Raw genomic sequence first — 24189 nt, 5'->3', positions numbered from 1 at the left:
AGTTATCTTCCTGTTATTTCCCGATAAAGATGAGCGTATTGTGCCACCATATTCGTCGCATTAAACTTTTCGCAAAATACCCTATAGCCATTGGCCCCCATTTCCTTGAGATACATGGGGGATGAGCAAAGTGTATTGATAGCGCTAGTGAATGCCTTCTGATTTGCGTTTTCTGTAACCAGGCCAGTTTGTTGATGCTCAACAATCTCGGAATTTCCACCTGCATCGGTAACAATGCAAGGCTTAGACAATGACATAGCTTCAAGCAGCGTCATTGATGTGCCTTCACTCAACGAAGAAAGTAGAAAAATATCCATAATGGCAAGATGGTGGCTTGGATCTTTTATATAACCAGTAAAGCGCACATGGTCTTCAATTCCTTCTTTTTGCACAAGTGCTTCAAGTGTTGGTCGCATTTCACCGTCTCCAACAAGTACAAGAATTAAATTTTGATTTTCTTTCAAAGCTGCTGAAAATGCTTTTATCATCATTTCTTGATTTTTAATCGGGTCAAAACGCGCTATCGTGCCAAGGACAATACTCTCTTCTGGAATGGCTAGTTCGCTTTTAGTAATTACCTTTATTTTATTATCGACTTGAAGTGATTTAATGCCGTTATAAATAACGTCTATTCGTGCTTTAGGAATAAACTCATATTCTTCGAGCGCGTCTTTGGTGGCGTGCGAGATTGCAGTTGCCTTTTTAGTTGCTCTCATCAAAACTGGGTTTACAAGCCGGCGTTTCCAGCTCGTTGAATCAGGGTAAAATCTGCCGTGTTCTGTGAAAATAACTTTGGCTTTAGTGAACAATGAGGCAAGCGTGCCGTAAACCCAAGGAGTATACTGATGGCAATGCACGACGTCGATGTCATAGTGCTCGATATGGCGTTTTAACGATTTAATAAGCGAAGTGTCAAAGCCAGGTTGACGATGAGCGGTAGAGATATCCGTGCCAGCTTTTCTCAGCTCTTCTCCCCAAGGTCCTAAAGGCTCTTCAATACAGAATATCGACATCGCAATGGAACGATCAGAATTGCCGTCAATAATATTCTTTATTACCATTTCAGTGCCGCCAATACGCATGTCATAGGTAACGTGTAGAACTTTAATCATATACCTTCCATCTTCATCTTTTGAGTTCTATCGTTGTGCGCACGGGACTGCGAAAACGAAAACTTAGAGCGAGACTTCATAAAAGGCAACTCTACGAAGCGATACAGACACTCAGATAACAGCAGAGTAATAAACAACGCCGCTACGTAGTAGATTGGAAAAGCAGTGTTGTTAAGGTCGAGTTTATTTAATACTGCAAGTGCGTCAACGTGCAATAAGTACATGGCATAAGAACGTGTAGATATGTGCATGACAGCGCGCGACGCTATACCTGTTGGATTGAAGTTGGTTTGCTCGCCCCAGACAATCCAAATCCCAAACATTAATGCAAGCCCCAAGCTGCTAGGGTCACCGATTTCCCACTCACGATTGTACCTGGCGATATAGAAAAACGCGTAGGCTGCAATTGAAACAATAAAAAAAACGTTAATTTTTGTCTGCGCTTTTGTCCAAATATGCGGTTTATAATGTTTTAAATAAGCCAGTAAAACACCCATTGCGCAACAGTCTAGCCTGACGTGTGTTTCAGTATGAGACGAATACAGCTCGAAGTAGCGAAAAATAGAAGGGCATATTAACAGCGTTAACAATATGAAAAGTTGATACTTTTTGTTGAGCGCTAATGTAAGTACAAACAATGGTGCAATAAACAGATAAAACTGTTCTTCTACAGATAAAGACCAACTGACATAGAAAACACTTAGATCGCCAAGGTAATTTTGCAAAAAGAAAAGATGAGGCCAGGGAAAAGAGAAATCATCTTTTGTTAAGTAGAGCTGTGAAATAGTGACAAGTAGCACAGCATAATAAGCTGGCATAGTTCGCATCCACCGCCTGACCCAAAAGCGCGGTACATCAATATCACCAAACTTTTTCTTTTCCAGCAATAGTTGATTACCTATGAGCCAACCTGACAACACAAAGAAGAGGTCTACACCAGTGCCTCCGAATTGGAACGGCGCCAACATAGCAGGTGCACCAAAAGCTAAAATGCTGTGTGCGGTAAACACAAACATAATGGCGAGAGCTCTAAAGCAATCCAATGAAAAATTACGCTGCATATTTTTCAAACCACATTTGATACATCAACATGCTCCACAGCACTATGCCGTGATCGGCTTTGCGCGTTTGATGCTCGTGCCAAAGTTTGTTTATAACACGGCTATCAAACACGTCATTTAGTCCACACTGAGCACGAAGAAGTCGAGATTCAGATAGCACTTTTAGCTCTCCTCTAAACCACTCATCCAGCGGCGTACTGAAGCCCATTTTCTTTCTATATAATAGTGAATCGGGGATAAAGGGCTTAAAGACTTCTTTAAGTAAGTATTTTTTCTCACCGTCTCGATATTTCTGAGAAGAGGGCAAGGTAGCAGCGAACTCTGCAACTTGGTAATCCAGAATAGGCGCTCGTACCTCTAACGAGTTTGCCATACTCATGCGATCAACTTTTACAAGGATATCGCCCGTCATGTAGGTCTTAATATCAGTGTAAAGAATTTTGCTTAAATGGTCTGGACCGTCGGCTTTGTTATACATGTCTAAAGTATATTGACTAGGATGATAATCAACTAGCTGTTCGGCAACCTCAGGCTTAACTAAGCTTTGCCACATTTCATCTGTCATCATACTGTTAGTGATGTAAAAGCCCATCGCCGGTTCGTGAGATAAGCTTGTGAGTAATGATTTCGCTTTTTTACCGACTGTGCCTGGCACTTTTCCAGCCATCTTAGCCAAATGCGGAAAAACAGACTTTCGAACCGTTTCGGGAAACTTACTTCTAAGTTTATTTTCAACGTCGTCAACTGAGTACTTTTCGTAGCCAGCGAACATCTCATCGCCGCCGTCTCCCGCGAGAGCAACGGTTACAGCCTTTCTTGCCAGTTCCGAAACGAAAAAGGTCGGCACTAACGAGGGGTCAGCAAAAGGCTCATCAAAAAAGCTCACGATATGTTCTAGTCTGTCGCTAACGTTTTGGTGAACGGTAAATTCATGGTGCTCTGTTTCGTATTTTTCAGCTATTTCACGAGCGAAATCCGCTTCGTTAAATGCTTTATCATCGAATCCGATGGTACAGGTTTTTACGGGAGTTTCGCTGGCTTGTGCCATCATAGCGACAACACCCGAGCTATCTACACCGCCACTTAAGAAAGCGCCAAGCGGCACGTCACTTATCATCCTTTGTTTGGTTACTTTTTCAAGCAAGGCCTTTAACTGTGCTTTATTGGTATCTTCACTGGCACTTGTGGTGTTTTTAAAGCTCAAATCCCAATATTCATGAATGCTGAAACCGTCTTTATTAAGAATTAAATAATGGGCAGGTGGTAACTTGTGAATGTGCTTAAAAATACTCTTTGGGTCGGGAACGTATTGATACGCAAAGAAGTCATATACGGCGTCCAAGCGAATTTCCCTTGGAATGTTCTCTAACGCCAATATAGCTTTAATCTCAGAGCCAAATGCAAATCGACCATTATCATTAAAATAGTAAAGGGGTTTTTTACCCAATCGATCTCGTGCAATGAACAGTTCTTGCTTGTTTTTGTCCCACAGAGCAAAGGCAAACATTCCGTTTAGTTTATCTAAACACTTAGTTCCCTCGCGTGCGTATAGCTCTAAAATAACTTCGGTATCTGTATGGCTTTTAAATGTAACACCGTCGTTTTCAAGCTCGGCTCGCAATTCAAGGAAGTTGTAGATCTCGCCATTAAAAACAATAACCAAGTCACCCTCTTTCGAGTACATGGGCTGATTGCCTGCTTCTGAAAGATCAAGGATGCTCAGCCGCCTATGACAAAGGCCGATATGTTCATCGATATACACGCCGCTGGCATCTGGGCCTCTGTGATGAATAGCCTTGTGCATAGCCTCTAATGAAGTTTCACCGCCTTCGTTGAAATTAAAAAGGCTAAATCCTGCAATGCCACACATGAATGGTTATCCCTACAAACTGATATAAGGTCGAAGAATTGACCCAGTTACAATGGTAAATTTTAAGGGAAGTTCACGCCATATATTTTCGGCCATTTCTCTTACCCTGCTTGAGCCTGACTCAGTGTCGCTTTTGGCGTTTATCAACTCATTATTCTTATCAAAACTCTGCCAGTTAAGCAGTTGAGGCTCTGCGCCCCATTGTTTTTTAAACTTATATGTACCTTCTTCAAAGGTTGAGCGACCAAAGTCGAAGACGCTCACGCCATTGTCGGCGCAATGAGAAAGTAAAGACCAATACAACAACATATTAGGAGCAAGGCGATTGAAGTCTCGAAGTGTCGAGGCCCATGGAATAGAAGCGTTGTCACCTGACTTAATGATAATGCCACCACCAATTGGCTGGCCATCGTGATAAACCACGCTAATTAAACTACTTTGGCCGTAACTTTTTATAACTGCTTTAAACCATTTTTCGGCATGAACAGGAGAGCCGAGATCTCTCATGTTCTGAGCATATACGTTGTAGAAATCACTTACCAGAACGTTCGATGTGCCTAATTCAAAGGTAAGCCCATTTTTTTCCGCCTTCCTTATTTGGCTACGCAATTTAGACTTAAAACTTGATAACAGTATTTCACTAGATTCAGGCAGAGGCAAAAGCATGCGTACTTTTTTGTTCTCAAACTGCGTTTTGTCTAACGGTGTTTGCTCTACTCCTCTAATTTCTAGTTTTTTTCCTGTAACGTTTCGCATCTCCGCAGCAAGAAATGCATGCATGTCATTTAACACATTGTCGTTGTCGGCTAAGCCATAGCCTACATCGCAATAGGGTAAAGAACATATTCGCTTGCCCAGTAACGGTATATTCATTAAAACAGCAGGAAAAACACCAACAACTTGATCCGTATTTGCACATGTAGCTAGTATGCCAAGCATTGAATGGCCGTAAGCGGCCTTTACGGCTTCAAGCCACGCAAACTTATGATAGGCGGAAGCATTTTTGTGCTGTGAAACATAGGCGTCCCACAAAGGCTTGTCGCCGGCTGACGCTATCCGTAACGTTGTATTTTTATGTGCCGTCATTAATTTTGCTCACCCTTGAGAACACCGGTTAAAGCGCTGCGGTTACTTAAATGCACCTTGGCTTCTGAGATAGTGCAAAATTTCACATTGGCGTTTTCCGCTAAGTGTTGAGTTACAACCTCAATGCGCTGGCATATTGTTTCAAATGCATTTGGCCCGTCTAAAAGGCCTGTTGCTCCATCAATCAAACTAGAGCTGTGTAAGTACATATGAATAACAGGCTGTTTTTTCTGAATGCTCTGGTCGACTAACGCAAGCATGTCTTCGATTTCGGTAAGCTCTGGACTCAAATAAATCTTTCTTAAAAGCTTACTGTGCCAAAGTAGACCGACAGATTTAAACCAATTAAAAGGCGGTTTAGATAGACGATTATGAATGCGTTCACCAAGTGAAAAGTTTTGAATGTTAAACCCTGCGGTAACAGGGATCTCAAGCAGTTGACGCTGTTCTCCAGGTGCCAGTGCATTGTCAAAAGAAGGCCAATAGGGTGATTCCGGCGCGCCGAGGCAGCTAAAATAGTCGTTCCTATAAAAGGGATAAACGCTTGAATCTACGACATAGCCTCTTGATGCAAGTAATCTAAGCATTTTGGCACTTACGCCCCATCGCCCGCTTCTAAAGGACTGTGGACGAACACCTATTTCGTCGTATAAAAGGGCGTTTAATGCATCGAGTTTTTGCTCTACTTGTTCTAAAGGAAGGTTTATTACGTGAGATTCCGCTTCGGTTGTCTTACCGAAATAGGGAGGGTTACACCAAGGGTGTAGATGTGCTCCAACCTCCGCACTGTTAGATTCAGTAAAGGTTCGCAGAGTTTGACTACCAACATTATTGCTTGCAACGGCGTAATCAACAAAATACGTAGGACGGATACCAAGACTTTCACAGAAAGTTTGAAATGCAGGAAGCTTTTCAACGTTTTCAACTGAACAGTTATGCTGCGGAAACTCTTCGTCCCACTGCCATTCTTCTTCAGTATCAATAGTTAAAACAAATAACACGTCCTGTTTATGCATTTACACTCTCTTTCAGGATTCCTTCGAATAATTCAAGGTATTCATCAGCCATTCTCTTAGCAGAGAAATTGGCTTCTACAAACAACTTTGAGTTTTGAGCTAGTGAGGTGGCGAGTGCTTTGTCATCTAGCAGTCTCTCCCAATCTTTCTCAAGCTGCTTGCTGTTGTGAAGAGGAGCCAATAAACCAGACTCGTTGTGTGTGATTAACTGATCGATACCCGCAATGTCATAAGCAGACACCGGAATTTCCATGGCGCATGCTTCCATTAAGCAGCGAGGGATGCCTTCAAGCGTCGACGTCATTACGAACAAGTCAAAATCGCGCAGCAGCTGTAGCCTGTCATTTCTAAAGCCTAAAAAATGGATGTCGCTGGCACTAGCGAGTGTTTTTGAATACGCCTCTAAGCTTGGGCGATCCTCGCCGTCACCCAGCAGTACCAATTCAATATCTTGTCGCTTTTTATGTAAAGACTCGAAGCAGTCTAAGATGGCTTTAATATTTTTCCGGCTGATCATTTGGCCCACAAAGCCAATGGTCTTCTTTTCTTTTGGCTTGTCTGTTTTTGTTTGTCTAACGGCTTCAACTTCAGATAAGTCCACGCCATTTTGGATATACTCAAGCTTGTCAGGCGATATATTAAACTTCTCCACATCACTCATTAGTTGCTTAGAAAGTGGAACAACTTTGTCGGCAAAGCGCATCGACTGACACCCTAACCAAATAAAGAGACGTAGTTTCAAGTCGGCAGCATTTTCAAAGCCGTGGGGTGTTACAACACACGGAATACCTGCTTTTCTAGCCGCCATTACGCCCAAAATATCTGACTTATAGCCGTGAGTATGGATAATATCGATATCTTGTTCTTGAATTAAATCCGCTAATTTCGAAACGGCACGCAGGTCAAAACGACCCTGCATAGGAATATAGTGAGTTTTTCCTATCGCTTTGAACTGTTTTACAAGCTCTAGCTCTTCTGTACCCGGCTCTAAGGTAACAACAAGTTCACTCGAAACACTCTCTGGCAAATGCTTTGATAACGCTAACACCCATCTTTCTGCACCGTAAAAACCGGTTGAACATATAAACTGTAAAACTTTCATTGTTATTTATGCGAGCTGGTACTAACAGCGCCGCGTACTCCTATTAATGTTCCAAGTGCTCTAGCCGGAAAATAAAGCAGATAAAAAAGTGAACAATGCCACCAAGTTACTTGCTGCTTAACAAGCTTTTTTAGTCGCCACGTGTACGCTGCAAAAGGCAGTAAAGCGCCTACTAACATAACTATAGCGACAATAGGTTGCGAGAATATTATCGCGAGAAAAGCCAGTAAAAGACCTCCTGTAAATGCAAAAGGAACGACAAAACTTGGCCATTCTCTCAGCGGAATGCGCCTTCCTTTTAAAGATGCAATATTGGACTGGCCGCGCCATATTTCTTTTTTATACATCGGTGCGTAAGCTTTGTCTTCGCCAATGTGAATATACTGGGTTTGTGAGGTATAAAACAACTCACCTAATTTACTAACCTTATCGGTAAAGAAATAATCTTCACAAGTAAGAAGGTGTTCAGGAAACTTACCTGCCGCTTCAAATGTTTCCTTTAAAAGAAATAAGTTGCGGCCAGGCAGAAAACTGACAGGCACATCAAGTTCAGCATTGCTCAACGCCGTTCTTATTCTCTCTAAAGGCGGCGCGTTAGGGCTGTTCACCTGCATGGCGCTAACTAGAGCCGTATTGTCTCGTGTTTTGAGAGTATCAATCATCACGTCTAGCCAATTCGAAGCAAGTGCAACATCTGCGTCTAAAAATGCCAAGTATTCACCTGTCGCCAAGCCGGCACCCAGATTCCTAGAATGTGAAATCGTGTTATTTTCGTCGTTATATAAAACTCGCAAATTTACTGTTTCTTTAAACTCGCTAAGCGCTTCTGAAATTTCTTTGTTTTGGCTAACCAAGATAACTTCGTATTGTTCTTTAGGTGTTTTTAGCTCCGCAACGCTCGTTAACGTTTCAATGAGCATGTCTTCACGCCCCTTATGTGGAATGATAAAAGACGTATTGATACTCATGGCTTACCTAACCACTTCTGAAGCTGTGGAAAACGTTTAACTAGTTGTTTTCTCTCTCTTGACGGAGATAAATCAATAAGGCTGGACAAAAGAAAACGTAATGAACTGGATTTCTCTGTTAAGGCCTGACCTTTTTGAGTAGAAGTCGATGAAAGAGGGCGGGCAGCCTGCTTAAAACCTGAGTAATGAGCGTTTTGCATCATTAAACAAAGTACGCGTGTGGTACTCGTTTCAGTACTCGTACTAAGGCGTTGATAAATTGTATCTGCTAGTTGTTCGGCTTTTTGTTCAGCAAGCGTACGTTGGGCTTCAGTTAAATAGTTAGATGCAAAATGCAGTACGCATAGTTTTCTTAGGTCTTGCCCACTCCATGTCTGATTCGGAAACTCAAGAATGTCAGGCTTATCCAAATAAGCGTATTCGTTCACTGCCATCCAATTGGCATAGTGAGTAAGTGAGTCAACGGCATATCGATAGCTTGAGTCACATTCACAACGCTGTTCTTTAAGTGATATAAATCGGCAAACGGCTTGTAAGAAGACAGTATAAAACCAGGTTGCTTCGACATTATCTAATTGCAACTGGTCGAAGTCATCGGTGGGGGAGACCGTATGCGCTATAATATAGGACGCGGCCTCAATATCACTATCACAACCTTGTAGTTCGTATCTATCTAGCCTTGCTTGCAGGTAGTTACCCGTACCTCTGTCTAGAGGGTACTTTCCTGTTTTTACATTTTTAACACCAGGAATATCGCTATTTTTAAACGCAAGCAGGGTGCCTACAAACGTACCGTCGCCTTCATAGTAATTGGTTACCCATTGCGTTATGGATAGTGCGGCGTCTCGAGACGGTGTGTAGCCAGTAAGCAAATGATGCAAAGTGAGACCATTGGTATAACAATGTTGCCCACCCGGACCGCCGCCTCCAGCATGTTCATCATAAACACCAGTAGGCTGGTGCTTTGAATATGTTCTGTGAGAAGCCGTATATGCCTGAACATAATGGTCCGTATGCCAAAATAGTCCGCCGCTATATTCAGGTTTATCGTCGCTGGTGTGATAAACATCAATATCTGCAACATGCTTGGCAAGGTCATCGGCTAGCTCAAACCAACGAGAATCGCCGCTTAACAACCACTGTATCAGCATTCCAAATATGGGGTCGTATTGATTGTTGTAATGTGACACGAAAAAGGGCTCGTCAGGAGCGAGTGCCTTTTCGTGATCAGCATACAGTTCACCAAAATGTCGCCAGCCAAACTCGTCAATATCAATACGCTTTTGAAAGAAGGAAGACGGACCTTCAATGCCACTTTTTATAAGAGAGTCAAACTCGCATGATTTAGAAGGGAGAAAAGGCAAAACAGATGCGTTTTTTAACCAAGCGCTATCAATGACTACCTTCAGCGATTGTATGTCAAAAGGTGCGATTGAAATGCGTCGTGTTTTTTGTTCACCGGGCTGCATTTCAGTGTTTTCACTATGTCTAGAACCTAACAAGCTAAGGCTTAAACTGTCTGCTGTTAAATGTGCTGAAGAAGGAAAATTTTGCCAAAACTTATCAACGTGAATACTGAAAGTGTTACCGCTGTTTGAGATGTTAAATAGAGGATGCGCTTGGTTACCTGAAAGCAATAACCGGTCTGATTGGTAAAGCTTAAAACCGCGAAACGGAAGCGAATTAACGTTGTCTTGATTTACATGAACTGGACTTTGCCAGTTTTCAAATCCACTGGAAGCCTGATGAAGTGTCAACTCCGCATGTTCAGATGAACTGAAGACTTCAGAATTTAGCGTTAGCGTAGGCTCGAGCGATTGACCTGTGAGCGAGATACAGCATTCTTTTAAATAAATACTGTTTGGGTCTCCCAAGTCCCACTTCCCATTTGGGTGTGACGCAGCGCTTGGGTTTCGCATTGTTAAATGAGCACAAACCGTTCCGGTACTAAGGAAGATTGACGCTTCTGTTTCAACAATCAGCTTTTTATCGCTGCCAAGCTTAATCTCGTATTTTTGTTCAACGGTTAATGCGCTGTATTCGTTGTTATTGCAATGAAGAGCATAAGAGAATGCAATAGGGGTTATCGATTGAGGATTAATATCAACAATATCAAAAGAGCTGGATAAGTGCTTGTTGGTTGCAAACTGAAAAGGCTTGGCTTTGTTAATTGTGAATGTTTTGCCACTGCCCAGAGACAGTGAAAGCGCCTCATCGTTATTGTTTACAGGTGAGACAAGCTTGTTCAATGGTGAGTCGCTCACCACTGCTTCTAGCGTCAGAACTATTTCATCGCTTACCGAATGGCGCTGTAAATCAATCAAACCTTCACATAACAACCACTTTATTGAACCATCTGGCCATAGCTGCGAGGTTTTGATAAAAGCATCAGTTAGTAGTATTCCGTTTGCGGCAAGCCGAAATTGAGTGACGGCGGGCCACATTCCCTTAGGGCAGGGCAACCCTGTTTTAAAATGTCCGCACGTCTCTTTGGCTAAAGAGGCAACCTGGATAGTTCCAACCGTTTGTGTCATTACTGCTTTCTTTATTTCTTCCGTGAGCAATGTTCTTGATGAACATATGCATAATGACTCTAGTATGCCAATGGAATTGCCACTTGTGTAGCCTTCATCACTAATTTGTTACTTTGACCTTATATTTGCTTCGAAGTAGTATGACTACAGGACAAGTAAAAATACTGAAGATAGCTTGGAAGGCGCTGATGTCGAAAGTTTGCGTGTTGTCGCAAAGAGTACCGTATCCCCCAAATAAGGGCGAAAAACTTAGAACATATCATCAAATTGAATTTCTAAATCGCTTAGGGTACGAAGTCGAAGTTTTTTCTCTCATAGAAACTGCAGAAGATAAAAAAAATGCTGAAGCGTTAGCCAAGCATCTTGGAATTTCGGTTAACTCTTACCAGTTAGGTAGTAAATTCACGCGTTATGCTTCGGCCTTACTGCAAGGTCTGCCCATAAGTGTTGGGGCGTTTTACTCAAAAACACTTCAACATGTTATTGACGAAAAACTGAAAGAGGGTAAGGATGCGCTGCTTTTAACCGCGTCGAGTTTAAGCTATTACATCTTCAACTCGCCTTATTACAACACTACCCATTGTCGCTTGTTTATGGACTTCATGGACGTTGACTCAGGTAAGTGGGCGCAATACGCAGATTCTTCTTCTTTCTTAATGCGCTACGTATACCAGCGTGAAAGCAAGGGTATAAAAAAGCTTGAGGCTAAAACAAACCAACGGTTTGATGAGTGCTTTTTGATTGCAAGCGAAGAGGCGCAGCTATTTAATTCTTCAGTAGACGCATCGAAAGAGATAACAGTACTTGGAAACGGATTAGACTTCGATGCGTTTTATCCAGCGAAAGTACAGCCTTGCGCGGCGACAATAAGCTCTGCGCCGCATTTCTTGTTCACGGGGGTGATGGACTACAAGCCAAATGTAGACGCGGTACTTTGGTTTGTTAAAAATTGCTGGCCACTCATTCGTGAAAAAGCGCCGAATGCAAAATTTACCGTGGGTGGTATGAACCCTGTTGAAGAAATAAAAGCGTTGTCAGAGCGCGATGGCATAGATGTCACGGGCTTTGTCGATGATATATTGCCTTATTTTCACCAAGCTCATGCGTTTGTTGCGCCATTTAGGTTGGCAAGGGGCGTACAGAACAAAGTGCTTCAAGCGGCAGCATGTAAACTACCGATAATAACCACGTCTATGGGAGCTGAAGGGATCTCGTTTGCCAACGCCGACAGCATGTGGATAGTAGATGACGTAGACAGCTTTGTAGCTGCATGCGTGGAAAGTATTGAAAACTTTGAGCTATCACAACATAAAGCACAACGTAGCTACCAAGCAATAGTTAGCGAATATAGCTGGGAACAACAACTGAGCCCACTGAAAGTGGCAATGGCACGAATATGAAATCAATAATTAAGAAAAGTTTTTTTGCCCTTTGTGCACTTGTAATGCTTCCTTTCACGCTTTTGTATTTAATGCTGTCTATTGTGGTAAACAAAGACTCGCTGCTTTCCTCATTTAGCCAGCTATTATCGCTTATACCCGGTAAACTAGGGTGTTATTTACGTTCGGGCTTTTATCGGTTTGTCATGACCTCGTGTGCGCCAAACGTTCTCATCGGTTTTGCGACACTGTTTTCGCAACAAGATACTGAGATTGGCGAGAGTGTGTATATAGGCCCGCAATGTAACATTGGTAAATGCGCTATTGGGAAAAATACTTTGTTGGGCAGTGGTGTACATATCATGAGTGGCAAAGGACAGCACAATTTTTCTGACCCAGAAAAGCCGATTAAAGATCAGGGGGGCGTTTTTACCAAAGTCATTATCGGAGAGAATTGCTGGTTAGGTAATGGGGCCTTAATTATGGCGAACGTAGGCAAGGGGAGCGTTGTAGCAGCAGGTTCCGTGGTTGTTGATGATGTGCCTGAGGGGGTTATAGTGGGTGGGAACCCTGCGAAGGTTTTACGCGCTTTGCGAGGATAACTGCTACATTCGCCAAATAATTTTTCAAACGTGAAAGAACACCTTTGAATGTCATTGTTGGAATTTGTAACGAGTGAAATACAACGGTGTCATTGGATAAAGTTTGTTTGTATTGACTTGCGCCCCCCATAAAGTCGTACCAACTTAACCCTCGTCGCGCATAATGTTCCATTAAAGCAAGGTGCAGAACATAACCAGGCTTAATATGCTTAGATGTAAACTCAAGGTTTACTCCTGAACAGTAAAAGAAGACAGTGTCTCTTTGTATTAAGTTGAGTGTATATCCTAGTAAAGTGTCTCCTGCTGAAACTTTTGCTATTTCACAAAGCTTGCCTTCATTTTTTATGAGGCTCTTTAGTGTGCCTTCGAATACGTCGTTTTCAAATCCACTCCCATAAGCAGAGTCTCCCCATCGCTTTATGTGGAGCTTTTTTAATTGCTCTAGAAATGAAAGTTTTTGGTCTAAACCTTCAGCGATGGCCACTTTTACTGGGCCAAACTGAAGGTGCAGCTCTTTTATACTTCGTCTTAATTTGCTTCTACTATTTGCAGAAAGGCAAGAGATCAACTGCTCGACAGAAAGCTCTTGTGACAAACTACGCCGAAAGCCGTGTGAAATATCGGCGTTGTTGCACAAACCATTCAAATACTTTTTGGGGAAAAGAAACTCACATGTCATTGAGACATGCAGAATATCGAAATGTTGGCGCTCCAATTCTTTTAAAAGCAAAAAAAAGAAACGGTTTTGGTGTTCTTGGAACCCAAACGACGTGTTGTACTCTATCCACACTTGGTCGTTACGAGGACAACCGGTTTGGTTAGTATGAGCTAACTTAAAAGTCAGCCCATATTTCTTTTTAAAACTTTCACCAATTAACGCGAAATGGCTAACAGTACCTTGTTTGTAAAGTAAAAACAGATGAACTGGCAATGCCTTTTGGGAAAACCACGCTTGAAGAAATTCCTCATTCAAAAAAGGCGAAAAGTTTTCACAGTTTAGTTCATGTAAAACAGTGGAGAGTTGCTCCCAAGTTACATTTGTTAGCCATCGTGTTTCTTCCATGTACTAATTTTTTACGCCTTTTGAAACATGCTCGTACAAAGATAAATCTTTCTCACTCAAACTCGACTTTTCCACTGTCGCTAAAGCCTTCTGAGCTTGGACTTGTTCGTCAAGATGCATGTGTGCGTTTGCTAATAAAAGCGCATTGGTGTCAGAACTCGCATTATTTGAAAACGCGGTTATCTCATCATAACGCTTTGAAGAAGTTAAAATGCGAAATAACGTATCTAAATAGTCTTGGTTTGACGCATTTAATTCGACCACTCGCTTAGCAATTTCAAAAGCTTTGTCGTTCTTCCCTTCCAGGTGAAGGACCCATGCATAGTTGTTTAATACATCAGTGTTACCACTTGTCTGACTGACGATCTCTTCAAAAATAGCTATTGACTGATCGTTATCTAGTCCTATTAATGACTCAGCTAATAGTGCTTTTATTGATAGGTCGTTAGGGTGCTGCTCAAGGTGTGCTTTAAGAATGCCATAGTCGACATTGCCACGCCTTAGGTTTAATGCATGAAGTAATTTAAGCGTATGGGAATTACTTGACGCGCTATAAGCTTTTGTAAGTAATGATGTCGCTTCATCTAGATTATTTTGCTTAACAGCGTACGTACCATTTAGATAATCTAATAGCCCTGGTGGAAGGTTAAACTTTTTCTCAAGCTGTCCAATTTTATACTTCGCTTTAGATAAGTTACCTTGATGAATGTAAAGTGACACTAGCTTTGAATCTAGCGCAAGGCTTTCTTTTGGTCGGTCAAGAGAGTGCGGGACTTGTTCTAGTACTGAAATCGCTTCTTTTAATTGGCCTGCGTTTTCAAGGTATGTTGCAAATGCAATATTCGGGCGTGTGCTGTCCGGGAACTGTTTATTCCATGCCTTGACTATATCTCTTGCTTGATTTGCGTTATTCGAACGGCTCGCTAGGTAAAATTGTAACTCCCAGTACTGATTGATTAGTTTTGCCTTTTCAGCATCTACAGTGTTTAGAACTCTTTGAGCAAGCTCATTTGCGCCTTGAGTAGCGAAAATACCCGCTTTCATTAATTTAAAAAGAACATTGTCGTCAAATTCTGAAATAGCGTTATCAATATAACTATGTAACTTCGATTCGTATTTTTCACTTTTAGAAAGCTTTTGGAAGGCAAGGTATAACTTTAATACAACGACATCGTTGAGATTATTTTCTAATATTTTATCGAGAGAATTCAGTGCACTTTCATAATCTTTATTCTTTGCTGCAGACTGAGCCATGAACATGTGAGCGGCTCTATTTGTAGGCAAAAGCTCCAAAGAGTCCTGATAAACTGACTTTGCGCTGTCTCGGTCACCTTTAGCAATAAGGATGGCAGCTTTATAGTTCATGACTTTTACTTTGTCATTTGTTCTTTCTAGCCACTTGTTTACATAATTTAGCGCATCGTCAAATTCAGCCTTGTTCATCATCATCGCAACTTGAATGAGATTATAAGTGCTATCTGAAGTGTCGCCTGTTTTACTTAATGTTTCAGAACTGCCTTCACGTGCTAACTCGATAAGCCCGCTAAGCACTCTTGCTCTAGGTGATTCGCTTTGAGCAAGCTTTGATTGAAGGGTAACCCACTCTCTGGCATGGCTTTCCGTGCCAATAAGTTGCCCAATGGTAGACACATCCAGCTCTGAGAAGCTCTCTTGAGTTGCTAGAGTTTCCAGTGCGTCGTCGGTAATGCCCAGTTTGACTTTGGTAGCAACAAGCATGGTATTGGCCAGTTCATTGTCTGGGGCCATATTTGTTGCTTTTTCAAAGCTACTTAACGCCGATTCATAATTTTGAGAATTGAACTCTAAAAGCCCTTTTGTTAACGAAACAGAAGGCATATCTATTCCGTAGGTATCAGCTAAAGATATGGCGTTATATGCTTCATCTTGTTTATTTTCGCTCAACAGAATTAAGCTATTAAGATAATTAGCCATTGGGTTTTTAGCGAATTTTGCAAGGACAGGGTTAACAAGTTCTTTGGCTCTTTTAAAATCATCCTTAATCAGCTTGGCTTGAGCCAACGGCAAATTGATATTCAGTACGTTAGGATTATTTTTCTTATACGCATCATAAACAGTAATCATTCCGTTGAGATTATTCGACCGTCTCAATAAATCGCCCATAACAAGCAGTTCAATATTGGACGTAGAACTGTCAATTAATGATGAAATATCTAAACTTGAGAGAGTTTTGTTATCAAATGCCTCAAAAACTTTATATGCGACCGTGTCACTTTCTATTTTTTGTAAATCTACGGAATTTGACGACGCGATGCCAGACCACGCTTCCGCCAACCGACATGCTCGGCAGTTGGTTTCGCTATCTAAAAGTCTTTGGTAGTTGCTATCAAAGCTAAGAATAGCTAATTGCGCATTTAAGCTCTCAGCTTTGCTTTGTTCAGGTGGGGTGAGCGTTTCAATATCTACTTTTTCGATCTGCTGTGTGGCGCCAATGATGTTGCCGTTTAACAAGTAAACCTCTGTAAGCAATAATCTTAGGCCAGATGTTGGCTTCTCACTCATGGCTTGTTTAATTAATACTTCAGCTTCTCTTGTTTGCCCGTTTTTAAGCGCTGTTTTGGTTTCTTGAATATAATCCTGTTGAGCTTTTGGAGAGCATCCAGCACAAGTTAATAAAGCTAAAGCAGCAGCAACTCGAATATTATTTTTTAGCATGTTAACACTTCTAACGTCCGTGAATTTACCTTAATAAAGGTATCGCGCTTTTTAATGAGTCACAAGAAGTATTAACATAGTATAAATAAAAAAGCCGGATTAAAATCCGGCTTTTCAAATTGAAACAATGATTACTTTTGTTTTCTTCGGCGAGCAGTTAAGCCTAGGCCAAGCAAACCGAAAGCAGCCATCGCTAAAGTAGTAGGTGCAGGAACAAGAGTGGATTGAACAGTCGATGTTTGAGAAATTGTCAACTGATAAGTTCCCTCACTAACGTTAGCCCAGCCCGACGTAAAGTCTACGTCGTTGCCCGAACGAACAATTAAGTCACCCAGTCCAGGTTGATCTATAGCGATATCATTAAATGTTACACCTGAAGGGCCATCATTAAGAGATACTGTAGTTCCGGTGTCAAAGCTCACTAACTCAATTCCAAATGTCGCCTTAGCTGTAGATGTAGCTGCTCTTAAACTATCGTTAGCAATATCCGGCGAGATAAATGCGTCGACCAGATAATCCATCAAGGCGCTAAATCGCACATTAATATCCGTCAACATGTCAAGAGTAAAAGTAGTAAGTATATCATTCGCGATATTACTATTAGCACCCGCACTTTCATCGTTACCAGCTGCAATGCCCGCATCAGCGTATGTAAAGCCAGTAGCTCCAGTACCAATTGCGCTGCCTGTAACTTGTGCGTCAGCTACTGAGTAATAAAAAGCGTCACTCGCAACTAGATTGCCACCATCCACAGTCTGGCCATTATCACTGAGGCCTAACACTCCGCAAGATGCACCGAGGCAAAGTAAGCCAGCATCAGAGTCTGCTGTGGCAGAAGATTTTGAATCTAAGTCTGAGTCTGAAATACCATTATTGTCAGCGAACGTACTAGTTGACCGTGAACCACCAGGTAGAATAGTGATAAAATCAAGAGGGTTAACTGGATCTGGAACCAAGTCGCCATCGGTATCGATTTGAACAACTAGATCATTTAATTCTAAATAAGCTGTTGCGGATACCCCAGCCGTCGCGTTTGAAGCTGTAACGAGAGCTCCCGCAATCGCTGCATATTTGATAGTTGTTGCAAATTTCATTTTCCACGCTCCGTTGTTTTGAACATTAGGTTTGCTATACATTATTAACTAAGCATGCAGCATGCCACTTCTTAAGTTGTTGAAGTTTAAGGTAAAAAATTATTTATGAAAATGGGTTGTAAAATTTTTAGACACTAACTCGTATTTTGAAGGTGAGATTACGTTGCACGGATCGAAAAAGCTTTTAAGTGTTGGTAGCGGATGAAGCAGTGGCAAATGATTTTGGTTTAAAAACTGATTTGATAACGTTGACATTCGGTATTGAAGAAAGCCCTTTGAAGCGCACTCCAGCATTATTTCTTTGTAACAAGCTAATGCAAGTTCATCTCCTTTTGCTTCTTCTCTATCCCACGAAAGAGACAGTACGCACTCCATTGTTCTTTCATTGATCAAAGTTACTGAAATTGGACTTTCTAAGTTATACTTCTTACATGTTTCACTCATAATAGAAGTGATTAATTTAAAGTCTTTGCTCGATATTTCAGTACATGGCGCTCCCCATAGCAAACCAACTTTGTCTTTACCTGGTTTAGGTACCGAATCTGTCAACTTGTGTAGATTTCTCCAATAAATGGTTCGAAGAAATTCATTGCTAGGGGTCCCTTGCTTTATTTTACACAACTCTAGGACGCTCTTTCTTAAAGCAAGTTTAGCGCCTATTTTTCTAGCGGAACCGTTTTTACTGGAAATTAGCTTTTTAACCAAAGCCTTGTTAAATCTAGGTGAAAGAGACAACGTTTTCTTTATAAAGCCGAGCTTTCCTTTGTCAATGAATAAAGGTTTTATTCCAATCCTCTTCATTACGGCCTTTAAATCTTTGATATGTGCCTTGACTTGGTTTGGTGTCCCGTACATTCCCCCCGATAGCGTCCAATCATCTAAGCTGAATTTGCGTATTAACTTATCTAACTCATTGAAATCGTATGATGTAATTAACTCTGGAAATTCCACTGCAAGCAACTGGAGCGTTTTCATATTGTTTCCAATATGCGCTGCGCTGTGAATTGTATTTTGCTTCCGCAATTCTGCACAGGCTTCAATCATATGTACAGTGTCTTCATTTTTGAATGGAATAAAGTACGCTACGAAACATTCAGGTTTTTTTAACAGCTTAACTGTGAGGTTTGTGACAATTGAAACGTTGTTTTGAATTATCAGTCCGGTTAGATCTGGTCCAATATTGTAGGTCCTATGCAATATCTCTCCGTCAATTTCACACAATGTCCCATCTGTTGATGTTACGAAATGTGAAGGTGGTTCGTCTTTACTGTTGGGAGTGATAATTTCTGCGTGAAGAATATTTTTAGCGTGTTCAGCGAGTGGAGTATGACCAAAACCGCGCTCAAGGTAGTTTCCAATTATGCTTGCAAATTTTGGCGCTCCAGTAGTGTCATGTATATGAATATCTCCATTCTTTATCAAAAATTCACAAATTGCTTCTTGAGATACCCCGGGCTCTACTGTTACGTGTCCACTTGTTTTCTTGTAGTGACTTATTCTTTTGAATGCACTTAAATCTAAAGCAATGCAATTTGGGCCGTAGGGTTCTTTACCGCCATAGCCTAAGTTAGCACCTTTGCTGTAGGGGTGAATAGCGAAACCATTACATTTTGCAAGCTCTATTATCTTTATTATTTCGATATATCGTGAACCTTTACCTGATTCGGAAGGGTATGGTTTGACAATTAATACAGCAGAATTTTTCTCGGGGTACGTGAGGTACGCATCGTTAGTATCGACAGATGATATCTGTGATGCTTGAAAGCCAGAAGCTAGTAGAAGGTTTTTAAGTTTATCAAACCCAAAGTCTATTGTTCCCATAAAGATTTCCTAACGCGTCTGAAAAAAGTATCGCAAGACTGAAATATAATTTATTTATTAAAGAGCGCTAGGCTCGACAAAAGCAATCAGTGTTTTTAAACGATTTCCTAGTATCGAGGATACTTCTCAACTTCATGTTGTATGTTTTTCAACATTATCTTAAAGCTAGGCCTTAAATTGGCGTAGAGCAGTGATGGATTGATATAGTACGGAGCACGCCTACCATGATAGTCAATAACAGGACCTACTTGCTCAAACTGAATGCCCACAAACCTCATACTTCGGGCAAGGCGAGGCTCCATCATAACATATGTATGTTTTATGTTGTTGTGCATGACTAAGGCTGCAGCAGAGAAATAAAGCCCAATTGCGATAAACGGGAAACACCTTAATTCATTCTCTGAATACGTATGTTCATTAATAACACCGGTCGCAGCCCCAGAAAACCTGTCCATTTGACGCTTTCGAAACTCAAGTGGAACAGCGAGTCGAGAAATTTCGCAGATGTCTTTTCGTTCAAAGTTTCGCGGGTTAAGAGTTTCATGAGTAATTGAGTTAAGGCAATACTTCTCGATTGGGAGAAGTTGGTCCTCAAGCTGAGGCCTTACTAAACGGACTGTCCCAGCATAATGACCTGATCCCTTGTGTTTGATCAAACAGGGGCTCGAGAAGTCATCGAATTCGTCAGTTTCAAGGCAATTGTCTCTGAGTGGTTCAAATTCGAGTTCTTCACAGTAGACTTTATGTCTAATATTGTAACTTTCAGCACGTGTATTGTCAGATTGTGCAACCACTGGGTCCAAGAATTCAGAAAAATGTTTTGAGATAAATCTGGCTTCTTGAAGCTTTTCTAAGCCTCCCAGCGCCTTTCCCAATTTACTCTCTCGGCCGACGATTGACTTTACGCGCCCTATTATTGTTTTATTAGCCACTAAACTTTGGTCCACACAAAATTCATCCTTCAAGTCAGTCTAGCAAATCTTTTCAATAATTTGCCTAATCCTTTTATACTATTTTTCTAAAACATAGTATTTCGCGATTGCTAAATATTCATATATTGCCCTTCTGGTGCGTTCTAGTGCGAGAATTGAAGGAACTGTAAGGAATGGTTTTAATTCCCCAGAACTCTGAAAATCTACTTGAATAAATTCCGAATTAATATTAGCGTTTTCCAAGAGCTGAGCTAATCGGTATTGGTGAGTGGCACTTGTTACAGTAATTAAGCTTGAGTACTTTAAGCTATGGGTTAATGCGTCGACTTCTGATTGTGAGTCAGTGCCTTCTGGAATTGAAATTACCTTACTTGGTATTACGCCCAACATTTCCAGAAATTGCTTTGCTTTCTCTGAATATATAACGTCTTTATCAGCAAGGAAATTTCCCCCTGTCACTATAATCGGAATTTTCAATTCATCAGAAAGAATCTTCGCTTGAATTAACCGTTGGATCGAACATTCGTGCCAACGTGAAACTTCTGGTAAGTCATATTGCGTTTGGTAGTAGCAAGCAGGAACAAATATAGCGTCACTTTTAGTTAAATCGGATGAATTATAGAGTTTGCTATTGTATTCTAATGGGTAGAGTAGAATGTTTGCCACCCATGGTTGAGAGCAAACCATCAACACAAAAGTACCCATAAGTAACATTTGCTTCCCGATGTTTAAGTGATTCGCCCTTTTGAAAGCATAAGACAATAGTATTAGCAATACACTGATCGTGAGGGGTGATATTAACAGCAGAGTTATTTGTTTTAAATAATCCATTTGTATCTTACGGTATACATTGATTAAAGTTCTTAAACTAACGCTCAACGTGGGAAAAATACATGAAAACTTTAATTATTGGGATTTTAGTGTTGTTAGGGTCACTGGCCCGCACTGAAGCAATAGAAAATGAAACCGTTACTTTTACATCTATTGTAAAATCAGTTTCCCAAGGAACTGTTGCTGTTGCTGTTGATGCTCCAATAAAACACAGTGCCCCAAGGGTCTTAGGAACTGGTTTTATTGTATCAAACGGCTTTTTCGCCATTACAAATTATCATGTAGTATCAGAAAATCTAGATCCCACAATTGTTGAAAATTATGTAGTCTTGAGTGGTGAAGGAACAGTCGCAAAAAAAATTAAAGCAGAAGTTGTAAAGATTGATCTCAAGCACGATTTAGCGCTTCTGAAGTTAGATTCTCCTTTGTCAGCACTGAAACTTGGAAATGATGAATTACTACTTCCAGGGTCTGAAATTGCATTGACAGGCTTCCCTATTGGTGCTGTTTTAGGCCTATATCCAGCCACACATAGAGGATATATATCAGCCATAACACCGGACGCAATCCCTGCGTCAAATAGTAATCAATTAACTAATACAATGAGGGCGCGACTGAAAAGTGTGAGCCTCATTTATCAATTGGATGCAATTGCTTATCCAGGCAACAGTGGTAGTCCTTTGTATAATCCTTTCACAGGCGAAGTGATAGGTGTCATAAACAAAATTTTAGTAAAAGACACAAAAGAAAGTGCGCTCGCGTCGCCTACCGGTATTTCATATGCAATTCCTGTTAGGTTCGTGAGGGAATTGTTGAAAGGAGCCACAAGTTAACTCTAGAGCGGCATTAGAATATTTCTATGGTGCATTATTTGCTTAGAGTTTCTTTTTATATCTATTGCAGTTTTATAGGAGCTTTGTTGAGCCGAGTGCTGAGTGTTCGGCTCCAGATAGCTTAGTTAACAGAGTAGGCTCAATTTGTTGAGAAAGAGAACGAAAGACTTTTTAGGTGTGCTTAAACTAAACTAAAGTGCGGGCTTATCAATGAATTTTAATTCAATACACAAAACCCAAGGGATTAATAAATGAAAATCTTAGTCACCGGAGCAGCCGGCTTTATTGGTGCAGCTGTATCGCAATACCTTATCAATCGTGGTGACCAAGTTGTCGGGATTGACAACATAAACGATTATTACGATGTGAATTTAAAGCACGCTCGTTTAGACGAGATCAAATCATCATCTGCAGCTGACCTGTTCTCATTTACAGAAATGGGCGTTGAAGAGCGCGAGAAAATGGCTGCACTCTTTGAAGAACATAAGTTCGACAGAGTAGTACATTTAGCCGCGCAAGCTGGCGTGCGTTATTCTCTTGAAAACCCGAACGCTTATGTCGATTCCAATATCGTCGGTTTCGTAAATATTTTAGAAGGGTGTCGCCATAATAAAGTCGAGCACTTGGTGTATGCGTCATCTAGCTCAGTGTATGGCGCGAATGAAACCATGCCGTTTTCAGAGCAGCATAATGTCGATCATCAGGTAAGCTTGTACGCCGCCTCTAAAAAAGCCAACGAATTAATGGCGCACACTTACAGCCATCTGTATAACCTGCCTACAACTGGGTTGCGATTTTTCACCGTGTACGGCCCTTGGGGGCGCCCAGATATGGCGCTGTTCAAGTTCACGAAGGCCATCCTAGAAGGTAAAACCATTGAGGTTTATAACTACGGTAATCACCGTCGTGATTTCACCTATATTGATGATATCGTTCAAGGCGTCATTCGCTCGCTTGATAATGTGGCTAAACCTAATGAAAACTGGGATGGCAGCAATCCTGACCCAAGTACTAGTAAGGCGCCATATAAGGTGTATAACATTGGTGCACAAACGCCAGTACATTTGTTGAAGTTCATTGAAACGCTGGAGAGCGCTTTAGGGATTGAAGCCAAAAAAGAGCTGCTTCCAATGCAGCCAGGCGATGTGCCAGATACCTATGCTGATGTATCTTCTTTAGTTGCTGATACCGGCTATCAGCCTTCTACTGACGTTGAAACCGGCGTAAAAGCGTTTGTCGATTGGTACCGCAACTTCTACAAAGTGTAAATGAAAGGGCGTCTCGAAGAAATTAAGACACGTCGAATGCACTGCTTCTCATAAATCCCGCACACTTTTTGGGCAGGAATTCCTTGGTAGTGGAATATCCCAGTTCAAAAAGTGTGTTTTTAATTTCTGGCGTTAGCGAAAAGTCTACCGCAGAAACTTCTCCCGTATTGACCACTACCGTATTGTGCCAATACTTTGCATTCACATACTCTCGCGATATCGCCGTCATAAACGTACGAATAAGCATGCCCACATATTGTGGAAGTTGCAGTAAGTTTTTCTTAATGGCTTTTCGCTTTTGCTCCGTGCTTTGAAGTCTAAAGCAAACCGACGGCGTGCCGTCTCCTCGCCAGTCTTCAAACAGCGCATCTTCAGACAATATCGCACCGTCCACCAGCAAATACTCTTTAAAGGGTTTGAATGAAAATATTAGCGGGATAGACATGGAGTAGCGCACGGCCTCTGATACCTTCATGTCAGGCGTAGCGTGCTTGTTGAATAAAACCGGGCCGCCGCCGTTTACATCTGTGGCGAGTATGTTTAAATCGAGCGGCATGTCGGCAAATACCGCGCCTTCAAGCTGTTCATCTATCCAGTTTTGAAATACATCACCCGAGGAGAGCCCGCCTTCACGTAATAATCTTACAAGTGAGAATTCAGTAAATTGCCTAAAGTCGGTGACAAGCGCCAGCTCTCGCATTTGTTCCACGCTATAACCTTTAGCATAGAGCGAGGCAATAATGGAACCGCCTGATACGCCTACAAGCGTATCAAAGCCAATTTTCATATCATGCAGGGCTTTTATAATGCCTATGTGAGCGCTTAAACGTGTGCCGCCCCCTGAGAAAATAGGAACGATTTGCGTTAAGTCTGAGGTTGATAGGTTATTGGGTATCGCTGCCGAGGCTACCTGCATATGCATA

General features: G+C 41.5%; 19 protein-coding genes. 4 read left to right on the top strand and 15 right to left on the bottom strand.

What is annotated here, in order from left to right; translation table 11 throughout:
- Positions 1-2: 2 nt before the first annotated feature.
- The 8 genes from ACTRWF_RS08740 to ACTRWF_RS08705 are packed head-to-tail and all read right to left on the bottom strand — an operon-like array spanning position 3 to position 10749.
- On the bottom strand, positions 3-1112 hold the full coding sequence (locus tag ACTRWF_RS08740; protein WP_462835405.1) for a glycosyltransferase: 1110 nt from the start codon (positions 1110-1112) through the stop codon (positions 3-5).
- Complete coding sequence (locus ACTRWF_RS08735; protein ID WP_071952210.1) at positions 1109-2173, bottom strand: acyltransferase family protein; 1065 nt, start codon at positions 2171-2173, stop codon at positions 1109-1111. The genes ACTRWF_RS08740 and ACTRWF_RS08735 overlap by 4 nt, the downstream gene beginning before the upstream one ends.
- Positions 2163-4043: an asparagine synthase (glutamine-hydrolyzing) gene (asnB, locus tag ACTRWF_RS08730; protein WP_462835404.1), complete on the bottom strand. Its 1881-nt coding sequence runs from the start codon at positions 4041-4043 to the stop codon at positions 2163-2165. Before asnB ends, ACTRWF_RS08735 begins: the two co-directional genes overlap by 11 nt.
- A 12-nt stretch (positions 4044-4055) precedes the next feature.
- Positions 4056-5129 (bottom strand): GNAT family N-acetyltransferase, encoded by a 1074-nt coding sequence (locus ACTRWF_RS08725; RefSeq protein ID WP_462835403.1) that lies wholly within the window; start codon positions 5127-5129, stop codon positions 4056-4058.
- A complete protein-coding gene (locus tag ACTRWF_RS08720) occupies positions 5129-6145 on the bottom strand; it encodes a polysaccharide deacetylase family protein (protein ID WP_071952205.1) in 1017 nt (338 codons plus the stop codon). The genes ACTRWF_RS08725 and ACTRWF_RS08720 overlap by 1 nt, the downstream gene beginning before the upstream one ends.
- Positions 6138-7247, bottom strand: coding sequence for a glycosyltransferase (locus ACTRWF_RS08715; RefSeq protein ID WP_462835402.1), 1110 nt, complete (start codon positions 7245-7247; stop codon positions 6138-6140). Before ACTRWF_RS08715 ends, ACTRWF_RS08720 begins: the two co-directional genes overlap by 8 nt.
- A 2-nt stretch (positions 7248-7249) precedes the next feature.
- Positions 7250-8215 (bottom strand): glycosyltransferase, encoded by a 966-nt coding sequence (locus ACTRWF_RS08710; protein WP_462835401.1) that lies wholly within the window; start codon positions 8213-8215, stop codon positions 7250-7252.
- Positions 8212-10749 (bottom strand): hypothetical protein, encoded by a 2538-nt coding sequence (locus ACTRWF_RS08705; protein WP_462835400.1) that lies wholly within the window; start codon positions 10747-10749, stop codon positions 8212-8214. The genes ACTRWF_RS08710 and ACTRWF_RS08705 overlap by 4 nt, the downstream gene beginning before the upstream one ends.
- 188 nt (positions 10750-10937) lie before the next feature.
- Between ACTRWF_RS08705 and ACTRWF_RS08700 the strand changes: the two genes are divergently transcribed.
- Both ACTRWF_RS08700 and ACTRWF_RS08695 read left to right on the top strand, forming a co-directional pair.
- On the top strand, positions 10938-12149 hold the full coding sequence (locus ACTRWF_RS08700) for a TIGR03087 family PEP-CTERM/XrtA system glycosyltransferase (protein ID WP_462835399.1): 1212 nt from the start codon (positions 10938-10940) through the stop codon (positions 12147-12149).
- Positions 12146-12730, top strand: coding sequence for an acyltransferase (locus ACTRWF_RS08695; protein WP_462835398.1), 585 nt, complete (start codon positions 12146-12148; stop codon positions 12728-12730). The genes ACTRWF_RS08700 and ACTRWF_RS08695 overlap by 4 nt, the downstream gene beginning before the upstream one ends.
- Here the strand turns inward: ACTRWF_RS08695 and ACTRWF_RS08690 are convergent.
- From ACTRWF_RS08690 to ACTRWF_RS08665, 6 genes are all read right to left on the bottom strand, one after another.
- Entirely contained in the window at positions 12681-13793 is a 1113-nt protein-coding gene (locus tag ACTRWF_RS08690; protein ID WP_462835397.1) for a GNAT family N-acetyltransferase, read from the bottom strand. The two genes, ACTRWF_RS08695 and ACTRWF_RS08690, sit on opposite strands and share 50 nt — an antisense overlap.
- 3 nt (positions 13794-13796) lie before the next feature.
- Entirely contained in the window at positions 13797-16487 is a 2691-nt protein-coding gene (locus tag ACTRWF_RS08685; protein ID WP_462835396.1) for a tetratricopeptide repeat protein, read from the bottom strand.
- A 131-nt stretch (positions 16488-16618) separates the two neighbouring features.
- Positions 16619-17581 (bottom strand): EDSAP-1 family PEP-CTERM protein, encoded by a 963-nt coding sequence (locus ACTRWF_RS08680; RefSeq protein WP_462835395.1) that lies wholly within the window; start codon positions 17579-17581, stop codon positions 16619-16621.
- Between the two features lie 99 nt (positions 17582-17680).
- Positions 17681-19402, bottom strand: coding sequence for an FAD-binding protein (locus ACTRWF_RS08675; protein ID WP_462835394.1), 1722 nt, complete (start codon positions 19400-19402; stop codon positions 17681-17683).
- A gap of 107 nt (positions 19403-19509) precedes the next feature.
- Entirely contained in the window at positions 19510-20349 is an 840-nt protein-coding gene (locus ACTRWF_RS08670; protein ID WP_462835393.1) for a PEP-CTERM/exosortase system-associated acyltransferase, read from the bottom strand.
- 63 nt (positions 20350-20412) lie between these two features.
- On the bottom strand, positions 20413-21165 hold the full coding sequence (locus ACTRWF_RS08665) for a YdcF family protein (RefSeq protein WP_231129126.1): 753 nt from the start codon (positions 21163-21165) through the stop codon (positions 20413-20415).
- Between the two features lie 62 nt (positions 21166-21227).
- Here ACTRWF_RS08665 and ACTRWF_RS08660 point away from each other — a divergent pair, with 62 nt between their 5' ends.
- Both ACTRWF_RS08660 and ACTRWF_RS08655 read left to right on the top strand, forming a co-directional pair.
- The gene (locus tag ACTRWF_RS08660) at positions 21228-21998 is read left to right on the top strand and encodes a trypsin-like peptidase domain-containing protein (RefSeq protein ID WP_462835392.1); all 771 of its coding nucleotides are present in this window, start codon (positions 21228-21230) and stop codon (positions 21996-21998) included.
- A 251-nt stretch (positions 21999-22249) separates the two neighbouring features.
- Positions 22250-23266, top strand: a complete 1017-nt coding sequence (locus tag ACTRWF_RS08655) for an NAD-dependent epimerase/dehydratase family protein (RefSeq protein WP_462835391.1) — start codon at positions 22250-22252, stop codon at positions 23264-23266.
- Between the two features lie 22 nt (positions 23267-23288).
- Here the strand turns inward: ACTRWF_RS08655 and ACTRWF_RS08650 are convergent, their stop codons facing one another.
- Positions 23289-24182 carry a patatin-like phospholipase family protein gene (locus ACTRWF_RS08650; protein ID WP_462835390.1) on the bottom strand — a complete coding sequence of 298 codons (894 nt, stop codon included), beginning with the start codon at positions 24180-24182 and terminating at the stop codon, positions 23289-23291.
- Between the last annotated feature and the right edge of the window lie 7 nt (positions 24183-24189).

It is taken from the genome of Alteromonas sp. G5_S2_22_S1, from assembly GCF_054968525.1.
Note: the sequence above shows the minus strand (reverse complement) of the source record. Positions and strands in the feature narration are given on the sequence as shown.